Below are 15,229 nucleotides of genomic sequence, written 5' to 3' on the forward strand. Positions count from 1 at the left end.
GCGAGACGCGACGGACAACGGACATCTCCGGAGCGTCTGGCGAGTTAATAACAAACTCTCAAAAGGAGCACAAAATGACTGCACTGAACCTGATTCCCGGCCAACTGAGCCTGGCCCAATTGCGTGACGTCTACCAGAACCCGGTCAAGCTGACTCTCGATAACAGCGCATCGCAGCAGATCGAAGCCAGCGTTGCCTGCGTCGAGCAGATCCTCGCCGAGAATCGCACCGCCTACGGCATCAACACCGGTTTCGGCCTGCTGGCCTCGACCCGCATTGCCAGCGAAGACCTCGAGAATCTGCAGCGCTCGCTGGTGTTGTCCCACGCTGCGGGTGTCGGTCAGCCGATCTGCGATGAGCTGGTGCGGCTGATCATGGTGCTCAAGGTCAACAGTCTCAGCCGTGGTTTCTCCGGCATTCGCCGAGTGGTGATCGATGCGCTGATCGCGCTGATCAACGCCGAGGTTTATCCGCACATTCCGTTGAAAGGTTCGGTAGGTGCTTCGGGCGATCTGGCGCCGTTGGCGCACATGTCGCTGGTGCTGCTCGGTGAGGGCAAGGCGCGCTATAAGGGCGAGTGGATGGAAGCCACCGAAGCGCTGAAAGTTGCTGGCCTGACCCCGCTGACGCTGGCCGCGAAAGAAGGCCTGGCGCTGCTCAACGGCACTCAGGTCTCCACCGCGTTTGCGTTGCGTGGTCTGTTTGAAGGTGAAGATTTGTTCGCTGGTGCACTGGCGCTGGGCGGTCTGACGGTTGAAGCGGTATTGGGTTCGCGTTCGCCGTTCGATGCACGCATTCACGCGGCTCGTGGCCAGAAAGGTCAGATCGACGCTGCTGCCGCTTACCGCGATCTGCTCGGTGAACGCAGTGAAGTCTCCGACTCGCACCAGAACTGCGAAAAGGTTCAGGATCCGTATTCGTTGCGCTGCCAGCCGCAAGTCATGGGCGCTTGCCTGACCCAGTTCCGTCAGGCCGCAGAGGTTTTGGCTGTTGAAGCCAACGCCGTTTCCGACAACCCGTTGGTGTTTGCCGCTGAAGGCGACGTGATTTCCGGGGGCAACTTCCACGCCGAACCGGTGGCCATGGCCGCTGACAACATGGCGCTGGCTATCGCCGAAATCGGCTCGCTGAGCGAGCGTCGTATTTCGCTGATGATGGATAAACACATGTCGCAACTGCCGCCGTTCCTCGTCGCCAATGGTGGGGTGAACTCCGGCTTCATGATTGCTCAGGTGACCGCTGCGGCGCTGGCCAGCGAGAACAAGGCGTTGTCGCATCCACACTCGGTGGACAGTTTGCCGACTTCGGCCAACCAGGAAGACCATGTATCGATGGCCCCGGCGGCCGGCAAGCGTCTGTGGGAAATGGCTGAAAACACCCGTGGGATTCTCGCGGTGGAATGGCTGGCGGCGGTGCAGGGTCTGGATCTGCGTAACGGTCTGAAGACTTCGGCGAAGCTGGAACAGGCGCGGGCGATTTTGCGCAAGGAAGTGCCGTTTTATGAGAAGGATCGGTTCTTTGCGCCGGACATCAATGCGGCGACTGAACTGCTGGCTTCGCGGTGTTTGACTGAGCTGGTTTCGGCGAAGCTTTTGCCTAGCCTTTAACCCTACACACTGATCGTTCCCACGCTCTGCGTGGGAATGCCTCAAGGGACGCTCCGCGTCCAGTGACGCGGAGCGTCACGGGCTGCATTCCCACGCAGAGCGTGGGAACGATCACCAACCCCAACGGAGGCCAACAGTGAAAACCCTCTGGCAACACTGCCACGTCGCAACCATGGCGCAGGGCGTCTACTCGATCATCGAAGATGCAGCCATCGTGACGTCCGGTGCGCACATCGAGTGGATCGGCCCGCGCAATCAATTGCCGTCCGGCGAATACCCGGCGGTCAACGACTTGCAAGGCGCCTGGGTCACCCCCGGTCTGATCGACTGCCACACCCACACGGTGTTCGGTGGCAACCGCAGCGGTGAATTCGAAAAACGTCTGCAAGGTGTCAGCTACGCGGAAATCGCGGCATCCGGCGGCGGCATTGCCAGCACCGTGCGTGCGACTCGCGAAGCCACTGAAGACGAACTGTTTGCCAGCGCCGCCAAACGCCTGAAAAGCCTGATGCGTGACGGCGTGACCACGGTTGAAATGAAGTCTGGTTACGGTCTCGATCTGGCCAGCGAACGCAAGATTCTTCGGGTCATCCGGCGTCTGGCCAAGGAGTTGCCGATCAGCGTGCGCAGCACCTGCCTGGCGGCCCACGCGTTGCCGCCGGAATACAAGGATCGCGCTGACGATTACATCGATCTGATCTGCACGGAGATGCTTCCGGCGCTGGCTGCCGAAGGGCTGGTCGACGCCGTGGACGCTTTCTGCGAATACCTGGCGTTCTCGCCAGAGCAGGTCGAGCGTGTGTTCATCGCCGCACAAAAACTCGGCCTGCCGGTGAAACTGCACGCCGAGCAACTGTCGTCGCTGCACGGCTCCAGCCTCGCCGCGCGCTATAAGGCGCTGTCCGCCGATCACCTGGAATTCATGGACGAAGCCGACGCCATCGCCATGGCCGAAGCCGACACCGTCGCGGTGCTGCTGCCGGGCGCATTCTACTTCCTGCGTGAAACCCAATTGCCGCCGATGGACGCCCTGCGCAAGCACAAGGTGAAGATCGCCATTGCCAGCGATCTCAACCCCGGCACCTCGCCGGCGCTGTCGCTGCGCCTGATGCTGAACATGGCCTGCACTTGTTTGCGCATGACCCCGGAAGAAGCCCTGGCCGGCGCGACCATTCACGCCGCACAAGCGCTGGGCATGGCCGACACCCACGGTTCGCTGGAAGTCGGCAAGGTCGCGGATTTCGTTGCCTGGCACATTGATCGTCCGGCGGATCTGGCTTATTGGCTGGGTGGCGATCTGGACAAACGCGTCGTCCGTCACGGCGTCGAATCAAGTCTGTAGGAGAGCGGTTGTGGATAAGGTTCTGAATTTCAAACAAGGTCGCGTGCCGCTGCTGATCAGCATGCCGCATGCCGGCGTGCGCCTGACCCCGGCGGTGGCGGCCGGGCTGATCCCGGACGCGAAAAGCCTGCCGGATACCGATTGGCACATCCCGCAGCTTTACGATTTTGCTGAAGAACTGGGCGCCAGCACCTTGGCCGCCGAGTATTCGCGTTTTGTGATTGACCTGAATCGCCCGTCCGACGACAAACCGCTGTACGCCGGTGCCACCACCGGTCTGTACCCTGCGACGCTGTTCGATGGCATCCCGTTGTTCCGCGAAGGGCACGAGCCGTCGAAAGAAGAGCGCGCAACTTACCTGGAACAGATCTGGACGCCGTACCACCGCACGCTTCAGGAAGAACTGGCGCGATTGAAAGCCGAATTCGGCTACGCGCTGCTGTTCGACGCGCACTCGATCCGCTCGATCATCCCGCACCTGTTCGACGGCAAACTACCGGACTTCAACCTCGGCACCTTCAACGGCGCCAGTTGTGATCCGCAATTGGCCACGCAACTTGAAGCGATCTGCGCGCGTCACGACCAATACAGCCACGTGCTCAACGGACGCTTCAAGGGTGGCCACATCACCCGTCATTACGGCAACCCGGCCGAGAACATCCACGCCGTGCAACTGGAGTTGTGCCAGAGCACCTACATGGAAGAGTTCGAACCGTTCCGCTATCGCGCCGATCTGGCCGAGCCGACGCAGGTGGTGCTCAAGGAGTTGCTGCAGGGCTATCTGGCGTGGGCAAAATCTCACTACGCCGCGTAACCCCTGTGGGAGCGAGCCTGCTCGCGAAGGCGTCCGTTCAGCCAACATCTACGTTGAATGACACACCGCATTCGCGAGCAGGCTCGCTCCCACAGGATGGCCGACAGCCTGCGAAGTTTACGGCTGACAAACGGTGACTGCTCTGGAGCATGCTCATTGACGTAAATCGGGTTTATGATGCCCAACGGCAGAATAATAGAAGTCCCCCCAGGGATGACCTCGACCCCTTACGGAGCGCGCAATGCAGACTTTGTTTCCGCAGATCAAACCTCACGCCCGGCACGATCTGGCTGTCGATGACACCCATACGCTGTACGTCGACGAAAGCGGTTCACCGGAGGGTTTGCCGGTTGTGTTCATCCACGGCGGCCCCGGCGCCGGTTGCGACGCGCAGAGCCGTCGCTATTTCGATCCGAACCTCTATCGCATTGTCACCTTCGACCAGCGCGGTTGCGGACGCTCGACGCCGCACGCCAGCCTGGAAAACAACACCACCTGGGATCTGGTCGCCGACCTTGAGCGCATCCGCAAACACCTGGGCATCGATAAATGGGTGCTGTTTGGCGGTTCGTGGGGTTCGACCCTGGCGCTGGCTTACGCACAAACCCACCCGGAGCGTGTGCACGGTCTGATCCTGCGTGGGATCTTTCTCTGCCGCCCGCAGGAAATCGAATGGTTCTATCAGGCGGGGGCCAGCCGTCTGTTCCCTGATTACTGGCAGGACTACATCGCGCCAATTCCGCTGGACGAGCGCGATGACCTGCTCAGTGCATTCCACAAGCGCCTGACCGGCAACGACCAGATCGCCCAGATGCACGCGGCCAAAGCCTGGTCGACCTGGGAAGGTCGTACTGCAACCCTGCGGCCGAACCCGTTGGTGGTCGATCGCTTCTCCGAACCGCAGCGCGCGCTGTCGATTGCGCGGATCGAGTGCCATTACTTCACCAACAATGCCTTCCTTGAGCCGAACCAGCTGATCCGCGACATGGGCAAGATCGCCCATTTGCCGGGTGTGATCATTCACGGCCGTTACGACGTGATTTGCCCGCTCGACAACGCCTGGGAATTGCACCAGGCCTGGCCGAACAGCGAACTGCAGGTGATCCGTGATGCTGGCCACGCGGCCTCTGAACCGGGCATCACCGATGCACTGGTGCGTGCGGCGGGCAATATGGCCCGACGCCTGCTCGACCTGCCGCCTGAAGAAGCATGAAGGGGCTGTTACAGCGCGTACGCGGTGCGCGGGTTGAAGTCGCCGGCGAGGTGGTTGGCGCGGTAGATCACGGTTTGCTGGTGCTGGTGGCGGTCGAACCCGACGACACGCGTACCAGTGCCGACAAACTTCTGCATAAACTGCTTAACTATCGGGTATTCAGTGACGCGGAGGGCAAGATGAACTTGTCCCTCGCCGATGTCGGTGGCGGGTTGCTGCTGGTCTCGCAGTTCACCCTCGCGGCCGACACCAAAAGCGGGTTGCGCCCGAGCTTTTCGACGGCCGCGCCTCCGGCTTTGGGCGAGGAATTGTTCGACTATCTATTGAGCAGTGCGAAACAGGTGCATGGCACTGTGGCATCAGGTAGATTCGGCGCCGATATGCAGGTGCATTTGGTCAACGATGGCCCGGTTACCTTTTTGTTACAGACCTGAAAGCGCTTGAAACACCTTTTTAGGAAATTTCGACTGTTTTTAGGGTGTTTTCGCGATAAATACTTTGTTACCCCTGATGCGTTGTCATGCGGGCTACTAGATAATCGCGCGCACTGGGATCAGCGTTCGCTGATTCATTTTTGACTTAGGTAGAGACTTGTCTGGATCCGATTGGGGAATCATTTTGCCCCAGCGGAGTCGGAACAATGCTCGCCAACTTGGCAAGGGTGCTCTGGAAGGTCGGCTTTTCACTGCCGAAAGCCTCACAGGCACTTCATCTGGCCGTTGGTTTTTTGATCTGTTTTCGGCGAGGGTTGCTCGTGATTGTTAGTCCCTGTAATGCAGCAAAAATGTCTGCCAAACGCATGCGAAGTGCCCTGGTAGCGGGTTCGGCGCTCCTGTGCCTGCTCAGCGCCGGTCAGCTTTGGGCGTTCAATCTTGACGATGTATCGGCCAAGGCCAAAGAGCTGGCCGGGCAGAAGTTCGAGGCCCCGCGCAGCAACCTGCCGAACGAATTCCGCGACATGAAGTTCGCGGACTATCAGAAAATCCGCTTCCTCACCGAAAAGGCTGAGTGGGCTGATCAGAAGACCCCGTTCAAACTGTCCTTCTATCACCAGGGTATGCACTTCGATACACCGGTGAAAATCAACGAAATCACAGCGAACACCGTCGAAGAGATCAAATACGATCCGACACGCTTCGATTTCGGCGACCTGAAATTCGATCCGAAAGCCACTGAACAACTGGGTTATGCCGGTTTCCGTGTGCTGTACCCGATCAACAAGGCCGACAAGCAAGACGAAATCATGACCATGCTCGGCGCGAGTTACTTCCGCGTTGTTGGCAAGGGCCACACCTACGGCCTCTCGGCCCGTGGCCTGGCGATTGATACCGCGCTGCCGTCGGGTGAAGAGTTCCCGCGTTTTCGCGAGTTCTGGATTCAACAGCCGAAGCCGGGCGACAAGCACCTGGTGATCTTCGCCCTGCTGGATTCGCCGCGCGCTACCGGTGCCTACCGTCTGATCCTGCGTCCGGGCAGCGACACCATTGTCGACGTCAAAGCGCAGATGTTCCTGCGTGACAAGGTCGGCAAACTGGGTATCGCACCGCTGACCAGCATGTTCCTGTTCGGCGCCAACCAGCCGTCGAAAGTTCTCAACTACCGTCGTGAACTGCACGACTCCAGCGGTCTGTCGATCCATGCCGGCAACGGCGAGTGGATCTGGCGTCCGTTGAACAACCCGAAACATCTGGCCGTGAGCAACTTCAGCGTCGAGAACCCGCGTGGTTTCGGTCTGCTGCAGCGTGGTCGCGACTTCAGTCACTACGAAGACCTCGACGATCGCTACGACAAGCGCCCAAGCGCCTGGATCGAGCCGAAGGGCGAGTGGGGCAAAGGCACCGTTGATCTGGTAGAAATTCCGACCGCCGACGAAACCAACGACAACATCGTTGCGTTCTGGAGCCCGGAAAAAATGCCGGAGCCGGGTCAGCCGCTGGACTTCGCCTACCGCATGCACTGGACCATGGACGAAGCGGCGATTCATGCGCCGGACAGCGCCTGGGTTTCGCAGACCCTGCGTTCGACCGGTGACGTCAAGCAATCGAACCTGATCCGCCAGCCGGACGGCAGCGTTGCCTACCTGGTCGACTTCGAAGGTCCGTCGCTGGCCGCGCTGACCCCGGATGCCGATGTGCGCAGTCAGGTCAGTGTTGGTGACAACGCCGAGCTGGTTGAAAACAGCGTGCGCTACAACCCGGAAACCAAAGGCTGGCGCTTGACCCTGCGCATGAAGATCAAGGACGCGAGCAAGTCGACCGAGATGCGTGCCGCCCTGGTTCAGCCAGTCGTGACTGCTGATCTGGCGAAATCGGTGCCGGCGTCCAACTCGTCCGTTGCCAAGGCCGACAAGGTTGCCGCCAAGCAACAAGAGAAACTCGACAAGGAAGCCAAGGCCGCCGAGGCCAAACAGGCCGACGCCAAGCCAGCCGCAGATGCCAAGGACAAGGCTAATAAAGACGCCAAGCAGCCAGCCGCTGCGGACGCGGCCCCAGCCACACCGGAATCGGCACCGACTGAAGAAGTCCTGACCGAGACCTGGAGCTATCAGTTGCCTGCCGATGAGTAACTCTCAAGTACAGCCAGAGACTCTGTCCGAGTATCTGGCGCATCTGCCGATGACCGACGAGCAGCGCGCGGAACTCGCGGGCTGCCAGTCGTTCAGCGAGCTGCATGAACGCCTGTCGTCTTCAACGTTCGACGCACCTGCCGAGGCCGCCCAGGCTTCGGTGGGCAAGCGCCTGATCCTCAGCACCGCCGAAGAGCTTGAAGACGCGGAGATGCTGGTGCTCGACGCCAGCGGTCGCGTCAGCATGAAGGCAACGCCGCCGATCCGTCGGACCAAGGTCGTGCCGGAGCCGTGGCGCACCAATATTCTGGTGCGTGGCTGGCGCCGTATGACCGGTCGCACCAATCCGCCGCAGCCGCCAAAGGACGAAAACGTCCTGCCGGCCGCGCGCTGGCGCACCGTCGGTTCGATCCGTCGCTACATTCTGTTGCTGCTGATGCTTGGCCAGACCATCGTCGCCGGCTGGTACATGAAAGGCATCATGCCGTACCAGGGCTGGTCGTTCGTCGACCTCGAAGAAGTCCTGCACCAGCCGCTGCTGCAAACCGCTACGCAAGTGCTGCCGTATGCGCTGCAAACCAGCATCCTGATTCTGTTCGGGATTCTGTTCTGCTGGGTATCGGCGGGTTTCTGGACCGCGTTGATGGGCTTCCTTGAGTTGCTCACCGGTCACGATAAATACCGTATCTCCGGCAAAAGCGCCGGTAACGAGCCGATTGCCAAAGACGCGCGTACCGCGCTGGTCATGCCGATCTGCAACGAAGACGTGCCGCGTGTGTTCGCCGGTTTGCGGGCGACGTTCGAGTCGGTCGCTGCCACCGGTGATCTGGACCGCTTCGACTTCTTCGTTCTCAGCGACAGTAACGACACCGACATCTGTGTCGCCGAGCAACAGGCCTGGCTGGATGTCTGCCGCGAAGCCAAAGGCTTCGGCAAGATCTTCTATCGCCGTCGTCGCCGTCGTGTGAAACGCAAGAGCGGCAACCTTGACGACTTCTGCCGTCGCTGGGGCGGTGACTATAAGTACATGGTCGTGCTCGACGCTGACTCGGTGATGAGCGGCGAGTGCCTGACCAGTCTGGTACGCTTGATGGAAGCCACGCCGGACGCCGGGATCATCCAGACCGCGCCGCGTGCGTCGGGCATGGACACTCTGTATGCGCGCATGCAGCAGTTCGCCACCCGCGTTTACGGCCCGCTGTTTACCGCCGGTCTGCACTTCTGGCAGTTGGGTGAATCCCACTACTGGGGTCACAACGCGATCATCCGCATGAAGCCGTTTATCGACCACTGCGCCCTGGCGCCGTTGCCGGGTAAAGGTGCGTTCTCCGGTGCGATCCTGTCTCACGACTTTGTTGAGGCCGCGCTGATGCGCCGTGCCGGCTGGGGCGTGTGGATTGCCTACGACCTGCCGGGCAGCTACGAAGAACTGCCGCCAAACCTGCTCGACGAACTCAAGCGTGACCGTCGCTGGTGCCACGGTAACCTGATGAACTTCCGTCTGTTCCTGGTTAAAGGCATGCACCCGGTGCACCGTGCGGTGTTCCTGACCGGCGTGATGTCGTATCTGTCGGCGCCGTTGTGGTTCTTCTTTCTGGTGTTGTCGACCGCGCTGCTGGCGGTGAACACGCTGATGGAGCCGCAGTACTTCCTCGAACCGCGTCAGCTCTATCCGCTGTGGCCACAATGGCACCCGGACAAGGCGATCGCGCTGTTCTCGACGACCATCGTGCTGCTGTTCCTGCCGAAACTGTTGAGCATCATCCTGATCTGGGCCAAGGGCGCGAAAGAGTTCGGCGGCAAGTTCAAGGTGACCTTGTCGATGCTGCTGGAGATGCTGTTCTCCATGCTGCTGGCGCCGGTGCGGATGATTTTCCACACCCGTTTCGTCCTCGCCGCGTTCCTCGGCTGGGCCGCGACCTGGAATTCGCCGCAACGTGACGACGACTCGACGCCTTGGAGCGAAGCGGTCAAACGCCACGGTCCGCAGACCCTGCTGGGTTTCTGCTGGGCGCTGCTGGTGATCTGGCTGAACCCGAGCTTCCTCTGGTGGCTGGTGCCGATCGTCGGTTCGCTGATGCTGTCGATCCCGGTGTCGGTGATTTCCAGCCGTGTCGGTCTGGGCCTGAAGTCCCGTGACGAGAGCCTGTTCCTCATCCCTGAGGAATACAACCCGCCACAGGCGCTGCTGGCAACCGACCAGTACACCCACGAAAACCGTTACCACGCCCTCAACGACGGCTTTGTCCGCGCGGTGGTCGATCCACAGCAGAACGCTTTGGCGTGCTCGCTGGCGACCTCCCGTCACGGTCAGGCCGAGCCGATCGAGTGGTTGCGTCAGGAACGTGTGCGGCACGCGATCAAGGTTGGCCCGGCCGGGCTGAACAACCATGATCGTCTGCAACTGCTGAGCGATCCGGTGGCTTTGGCGCGTTTGCATGAGCAGGTCTGGGCCGAAGGTCACGCTGAGTGGCTGGATGCTTGGCGGGCTTCGGTGAAAGCTGATCCGCATGCGCCGTTGCTGCCGCTGCGACCGGTTAGCCTGCAGGCGCAACCGGCCTGATGAAGAAACCCCGCGATGTTGCGGGGTTTTTTTTGACCTGCTGAAAAGCCCCTCATCGGAACGCCGCCCGCCTACCCCTCTCCCAAAGGGAGAGGGGACTGACCGAGTTGGATGTTCGAGTTACGCCGACCTGAAATATCCAGTCGAACTCGGATTTGAACAGCATGAAGATCGGCTCCCTTTCCCCCTCGCCCCTTGGGGGAGAGGGCTGGGGTGAGGGGGTAGCTCTTGATTGTTAAACAAATCGTCCATTAAACCTTGTGCAAAAAAACGAGTGCGTTAGCATCCGTCCCCGAATTGGCGCACCCGGGCTTTTTTGCCCGTCACTGTTGGTTTTCGCGCCGCACACGCAATGGTTTTGGGGACTTGAAGATGAAGAAGTATCTGTCGATGCTGCTGGTCGGCGTCACGGCACTGGTTGCAGTCAATGCGGCGCAGGCTGGCGCAATCGATGACGCGGTCAAGCGCGGCACGTTGAAAGTCGGTATGGATCCGACCTACATGCCGTTCGAAATGACCAACAAGCGCGGCGAAATCATCGGTTTCGAAGTCGATATCCTCAAAGCCATGTCCAAGGCCATGGGCGTCAAGCTGGAACTGGTTTCTACCGGTTACGACGGCATCATCCCGGCGCTGATGACCGACAAGTTCGACATGATCGGCAGCGGCATGACCCTGACTCAGGAACGCAACCTGCGCCTGAACTTCAGCGAACCGTTCATCGTTGTAGGCCAGACCCTGCTGATCCGCAAGGAGCTGGAAGGCACCATCAAGTCGTACAAAGACCTGAACAGCGCCGACTACCGCATCACCTCCAAGCTTGGCACCACCGGTGAAATGGTCGCCAAGAAGCTCATCTCCAAAGCCAAGTACCACGGCTACGACAACGAGCAGGAAGCCGTGCTCGACGTGGTCAACGGCAAGGCTGACGCCTTCATCTACGACGCGCCGTACAACGTCGTTGCGGTGACCAAGGTCGGCGCCGGCAAACTGGTGTTCCTCGACAAGCCATTCACCTACGAGCCTTTGGCCTTCGGTCTGAAGAAGGGCGATTACGACAGCCTCAACTTCATCAACAACTTCCTGCACCAGATCCACGAAGACGGCACCTACGATCGTATCCATGACAAGTGGTTCAAGAGCACCGAGTGGCTCAAGGACATGGAATAAGCCCGGTCAGATAGACCGAGTCGCCCCATTCGCGAGCAAGCTCGCTCCCACAGAGGAATGCATTCCAATGTGGGAGCGAGCTTGCTCGCGAAGGGGCCCTCCAGAGCAACACAAAATCCGGAACCTGCAATGAAACAGAAAAAAGCCCAATGGCCCTGGCACGTCCTCACCGTGCTGGTGCTGGTCGGCCTCGCGGGCGCGTTGTATTACGCGACGTCGCTGATGTCCTACGAATGGCGCTGGAATCGCGTGCCGCAGTACTTCGCCTATCAGGCCGAGGAAACCCAGCGTGCCACCGACATTTCCACCGTCACCGAACTGGTGCGCAAGGGCAGCAGCGCGCAAGTCACCCTGCGCAACGACGCCGGTGATGAGCAGCACCTGACCGTCGACGAGAACAGCCTGCAATTCGCTCAGGGCGACGATGTCGCCGAAGGTGACGTCGTGGGCGTGACTCGGCATTGGGCGGCAGGCCCGCTGTTCTGGGGGCTGTGGACCACGCTTTGGCTGTCAGTGGTTTCCGGTGTCCTGGGTTTGCTGATCGGTCTGGTCACCGGCCTGTGCCGACTGTCGAACAACCCGACCCTGCGCGACCTCTCGACGATCTACGTCGAGTTGGTGCGCGGCACGCCGCTGCTGGTGCAGATCTTCATTTTCTACTTCTTCATCGGCACGGTGATGAACCTGTCCCGCGAGTTCGCCGGGATCGCCGCGCTGTCGCTGTTCACTGGCGCTTACGTAGCCGAGATCATCCGTTCCGGCGTGCAGTCGATTGCCCGTGGCCAGAACGAAGCAGCGCGTTCGCTCGGTCTGAGTGCCGGTCAATCGATGCGTCACGTGGTGTTGCCGCAAGCGTTCAAACGCGTGCTGCCACCGCTGGCCGGGCAATTCATCAGTCTGGTCAAGGACACCTCGCTGGTGTCGGTGATCGCCATCACCGAACTGCTAAAAAGCGGCCGTGAGGTCATCACCACCTCGTTCTCGCCGTTCGAGATTCTATTCTGCGTCGCCGGTCTGTACCTGTTGATCAACCTGCCGCTGTCGAAAATCGCCAGTCGGCTTGAGCGGAGGCTCGCGCAAAGTGATTGAAGTCCGCGATCTGGTAAAAGTCTTCGACACCCGTGGGCAAGTGGTGCGCGCGGTGGATAACGTCAGCACCACGGTCGCCAAAGGCGAAGTGCTGGTGGTGATCGGCCCGTCGGGTTCCGGCAAGTCGACCTTCCTGCGCTGCCTCAATGGCCTGGAAGAATTCGATTCCGGCTCGGTGAGCATCGACGGCCTGCAACTGGCCGATCCGAAAACCGACGTCAACGCCTACCGCCGTGAAGTCGGCATGGTGTTCCAGCATTTCAACCTGTTCCCGCACATGACGGTGCTGGAAAACCTCTGTCTGGCGCAGAAAGTCGTGCGCAAGCGCGGCAAGCAAGAGCGCGAAGCCAAGGCGATGGAGTTGCTGCAAAAGGTCGGGATTGCGCAGAAGGCCAACGAATTTCCGTCACGCCTGTCCGGTGGTCAGCAACAGCGCGTGGCGATTGCCCGGGCGCTGGCGATGGAGCCGAAGGTCATGCTGTTCGATGAGCCGACCTCGGCGCTCGACCCGGAAATGGTCGGCGAGGTGCTGGACGTGATGAAGAACCTGGCCGTGGAAGGCATGACCATGGTCTGCGTGACCCACGAAATGGGCTTTGCCCGGGAAGTGGCGGATCGGGTGTTGTTTTTCGATCACGGCAAGTTGCTGGAAGATGCCGCGCCGGCGGAGTTCTTCGATGCACCGAAGGATCCGCGCGCGCAGGCCTTCTTGCGTCAGGTTCTGTAATTTCAGCGCCAGGCTCGCTCCCACAGTGAATGGGTCGAATACAACCTTTGTGATCGACACAAATCCTGTGGGAGCGAGCTTGCTCGCGAAGGCATCACCTCGATTCTGAATGAATCGAGGTTTTCGGATCACCTCAAACCTTGAACCGCCCCACCAGCATCTGCAGATGCGTCCCCAGCCGCGCCAGCTCAACGCTGGACGCCGCCGTCTCTTCACTCGCCGCCGATGTCTGATCCGACACGTCCCGCACATTCAGCACGCTACGGTTGATCTCTTCCGCCACCGCGCTCTGTTGCTCGGCCGCTGCCGCAATCTGCTGGTTCATCGCCTGAATCGCCGACACGGTACGGGTGATGCTTTCCAGCGAACCGCCCGCGCGACGGGTCAGCTCAACGCTGCTGTCGGTGAGGTTGCGGCTGTTGTCCATGATCGTCGCCACTTGCTGGGTGCCGTTTTGCAGGCCGACGATCAGCTCTTCGATCTCTTCGGTGGATTTTTGCGTGCGCTGGGCGAGGCTGCGCACCTCGTCGGCAACTACCGCGAAACCACGTCCGGCTTCACCGGCACGCGCGGCTTCGATGGCGGCGTTGAGGGCCAGCAGGTTGGTTTGTTGCGCTACCGACTTGATCACGTCGAGGACGCTGCCGATCTTGTCGCTTTCGCGCTTCAGTTCACCCATGGCTTCGGTCGAGTGACCGACTTCAGCGGCCAGCCGCTCGATCTGCGCGATCGCTTCGCCCACCACTTTGTCGCCTTCGCGAGCCTGTTGGTCGGCTGCGACGGCGGCCTCGGAAGCTTCTTCGGCATTACGCGCGACTTCCTGCACGGTGGCGGCCATTTCGTTCATGGCCGTGGCAACCTGATCGGTCTCGATTTTCTGGTTGTTGACCCCGGCGCTGGTCTGCTCGGTCACCGCCGAGAGTTCTTCAGCGGCGCTGGCGATCTGGGTAACGCCATCGCTGATCCCGCCGACCAGTTCACGCAGGCCTTGGGTCATGCTCTGCATCGAACGTTGTAGTTGGCCCAATTCGTCGCGACGCAGGGAAACCAGGTTGTGGGTCAGGTCGCCCGCAGCCACGCGCTCGGCGACTTTCAGGGTCTGGTTCAGCGGGATGATGATCTGGCGGGTGATTGCCCAGGCGGCAAGCAAGCCGAAAGCCACGGCGAGCAAGGTGGCGATGATCAGCATGTTCTTGGCGTGGGCGGCATCGGTATCACGAACGATGGTCTGCGATTCAGTGAGTTTCTTGCTGACGTCGATAAGGATGTCGCCCTGCGTCGACATGCGCGCGGCGGCCTTGGCGTTGTTGACCTGCGAGTCGCGGAACTGCGCAACGGCCGCGCGATAGGCTTTGATCGAGGCGGTAGCCTGTTGCAGGTTGGCGATGTGCTGCTCCGGCAATTTGGCCGGCAGGCTGTCGAGGTTTTTCAGGGCGTTGTCGATGGCGTCGAGCGCCGGTTGCTCGGCTTCGGCCTTGCCGCTGTAGGTGTAGCCGCGTACTTGATAGCGTGCTTGCTGCAGCAGTTTGCTCAGCTCGATCACGCTGTTGAATTGCGCGACGCTGTCACCCGCCAGCATGGATTTTTCCACTTCCGCGACTTTCGCCACGGCATTGTCGGCACTGGCGCCGAGCTTGCTGCGGGCGTCTTCGCGCTGCACGGTGGCTTGGGTCATGTCGGCAAAAGCGCGTTTGTATTCGGCAACGGCGGCCAGTTGTTGATCGACCATCGCCGCGTCGGACGGCTGTTCAATCAGGCTGCGCGCGGTTTGCAGGCCGCTGTCGAGTTTGCCGAGCAGGTCGTTGACCACGCCCGGACCTTGTTCGCCACGGCGCGCTTCGTAGTCCAGACGCGCGAGGCGCAGGTCTTTGGTCAGTTCGTTGAGGCTGGAGATAAAACCGAGCTTGTCACCGCGGCTGATAATACCGCTCATGCCGGTCCAGCCGGTGAAGGTGATCAACAGCGTCAGCAACAGCACCAGGCCGAAACCGATTCCCAGCTTGCGTTTGACGCTGACGTTTCCAAGACTCTCGGCTAACCAACGGTACATGCGACGACTCCCCGACCACTAATTGGACTTATGGAGAGGTTATCGGCCGGGTGATGGCAATCTGTAACACCATTTATCCGATGCGCAG

The 15,229-nt window shown here is 60.5% G+C and carries 11 protein-coding genes and 1 pseudogene; 10 read left to right on the forward strand and 2 right to left on the reverse strand.

The window, feature by feature from the left end; genetic code table 11:
* Window positions 1–74: 74 nt before the first annotated feature.
* The 10 genes from hutH (at window position 75) to HU754_RS02995 (ending at window position 13,091) form a co-directional block, all read left to right on the forward strand.
* Window positions 75–1,607 carry a histidine ammonia-lyase gene (gene hutH, locus HU754_RS02950; RefSeq protein ID WP_186621344.1) on the forward strand — a complete coding sequence of 511 codons (1,533 nt, stop codon included), beginning with the start codon at window positions 75–77 and terminating at the stop codon, window positions 1,605–1,607.
* A gap of 136 nt (window positions 1,608–1,743) precedes the next feature.
* Window positions 1,744–2,949, forward strand: coding sequence for an imidazolonepropionase (gene hutI, locus HU754_RS02955; RefSeq protein ID WP_186621342.1), 1,206 nt, complete (start codon window positions 1,744–1,746; stop codon window positions 2,947–2,949).
* A gap of 10 nt (window positions 2,950–2,959) precedes the next feature.
* A complete protein-coding gene (hutG, locus tag HU754_RS02960; RefSeq protein WP_093430059.1) occupies window positions 2,960–3,763 on the forward strand; it encodes an N-formylglutamate deformylase in 804 nt (267 codons plus the stop codon).
* Between the two features lie 241 nt (window positions 3,764–4,004).
* Window positions 4,005–4,976: a prolyl aminopeptidase gene (pip, locus tag HU754_RS02965; protein ID WP_008080611.1), complete on the forward strand. Its 972-nt coding sequence runs from the start codon at window positions 4,005–4,007 to the stop codon at window positions 4,974–4,976.
* The gene (gene dtd, locus HU754_RS02970; RefSeq protein WP_007909321.1) at window positions 4,973–5,410 is read left to right on the forward strand and encodes a D-aminoacyl-tRNA deacylase; all 438 of its coding nucleotides are present in this window, start codon (window positions 4,973–4,975) and stop codon (window positions 5,408–5,410) included. Before pip ends, dtd begins: the two co-directional genes overlap by 4 nt.
* A 350-nt stretch (window positions 5,411–5,760) precedes the next feature.
* On the forward strand, window positions 5,761–7,542 hold the full coding sequence (locus HU754_RS02975; RefSeq protein WP_175559550.1) for a glucan biosynthesis protein G: 1,782 nt from the start codon (window positions 5,761–5,763) through the stop codon (window positions 7,540–7,542).
* Window positions 7,535–10,105, forward strand: coding sequence for a glucans biosynthesis glucosyltransferase MdoH (gene mdoH, locus HU754_RS02980; protein WP_016984611.1), 2,571 nt, complete (start codon window positions 7,535–7,537; stop codon window positions 10,103–10,105). The genes HU754_RS02975 and mdoH overlap by 8 nt, the downstream gene beginning before the upstream one ends.
* A gap of 372 nt (window positions 10,106–10,477) precedes the next feature.
* Window positions 10,478–11,275: a transporter substrate-binding domain-containing protein gene (locus HU754_RS02985; RefSeq protein WP_093430341.1), complete on the forward strand. Its 798-nt coding sequence runs from the start codon at window positions 10,478–10,480 to the stop codon at window positions 11,273–11,275.
* Between the two features lie 129 nt (window positions 11,276–11,404).
* Window positions 11,405–12,364: an amino acid ABC transporter permease gene (locus tag HU754_RS02990; RefSeq protein ID WP_186621340.1), complete on the forward strand. Its 960-nt coding sequence runs from the start codon at window positions 11,405–11,407 to the stop codon at window positions 12,362–12,364.
* A complete protein-coding gene (locus HU754_RS02995) occupies window positions 12,357–13,091 on the forward strand; it encodes an amino acid ABC transporter ATP-binding protein (protein WP_093430062.1) in 735 nt (244 codons plus the stop codon). Before HU754_RS02990 ends, HU754_RS02995 begins: the two co-directional genes overlap by 8 nt.
* 133 nt (window positions 13,092–13,224) lie before the next feature.
* Here the strand turns inward: HU754_RS02995 and HU754_RS29735 are convergent, their stop codons facing one another.
* Entirely contained in the window at window positions 13,225–14,097 is an 873-nt protein-coding gene (locus HU754_RS29735; protein WP_437182482.1) for a methyl-accepting chemotaxis protein, read from the reverse strand.
* Window positions 14,080–15,141: pseudogene (locus HU754_RS29740) on the reverse strand (methyl-accepting chemotaxis protein); the annotation flags it as partial. The gene HU754_RS29735 and the pseudogene HU754_RS29740, both read right to left, overlap by 18 nt.
* Window positions 15,142–15,229 lie beyond the last annotated feature (88 nt).

Origin of the sequence: Pseudomonas zeae, from assembly GCF_014268485.2 — a bacterium.
GTDB classification, from domain to species: Bacteria; Pseudomonadota; Gammaproteobacteria; order Pseudomonadales; family Pseudomonadaceae; genus Aquipseudomonas; species Aquipseudomonas neuropathica.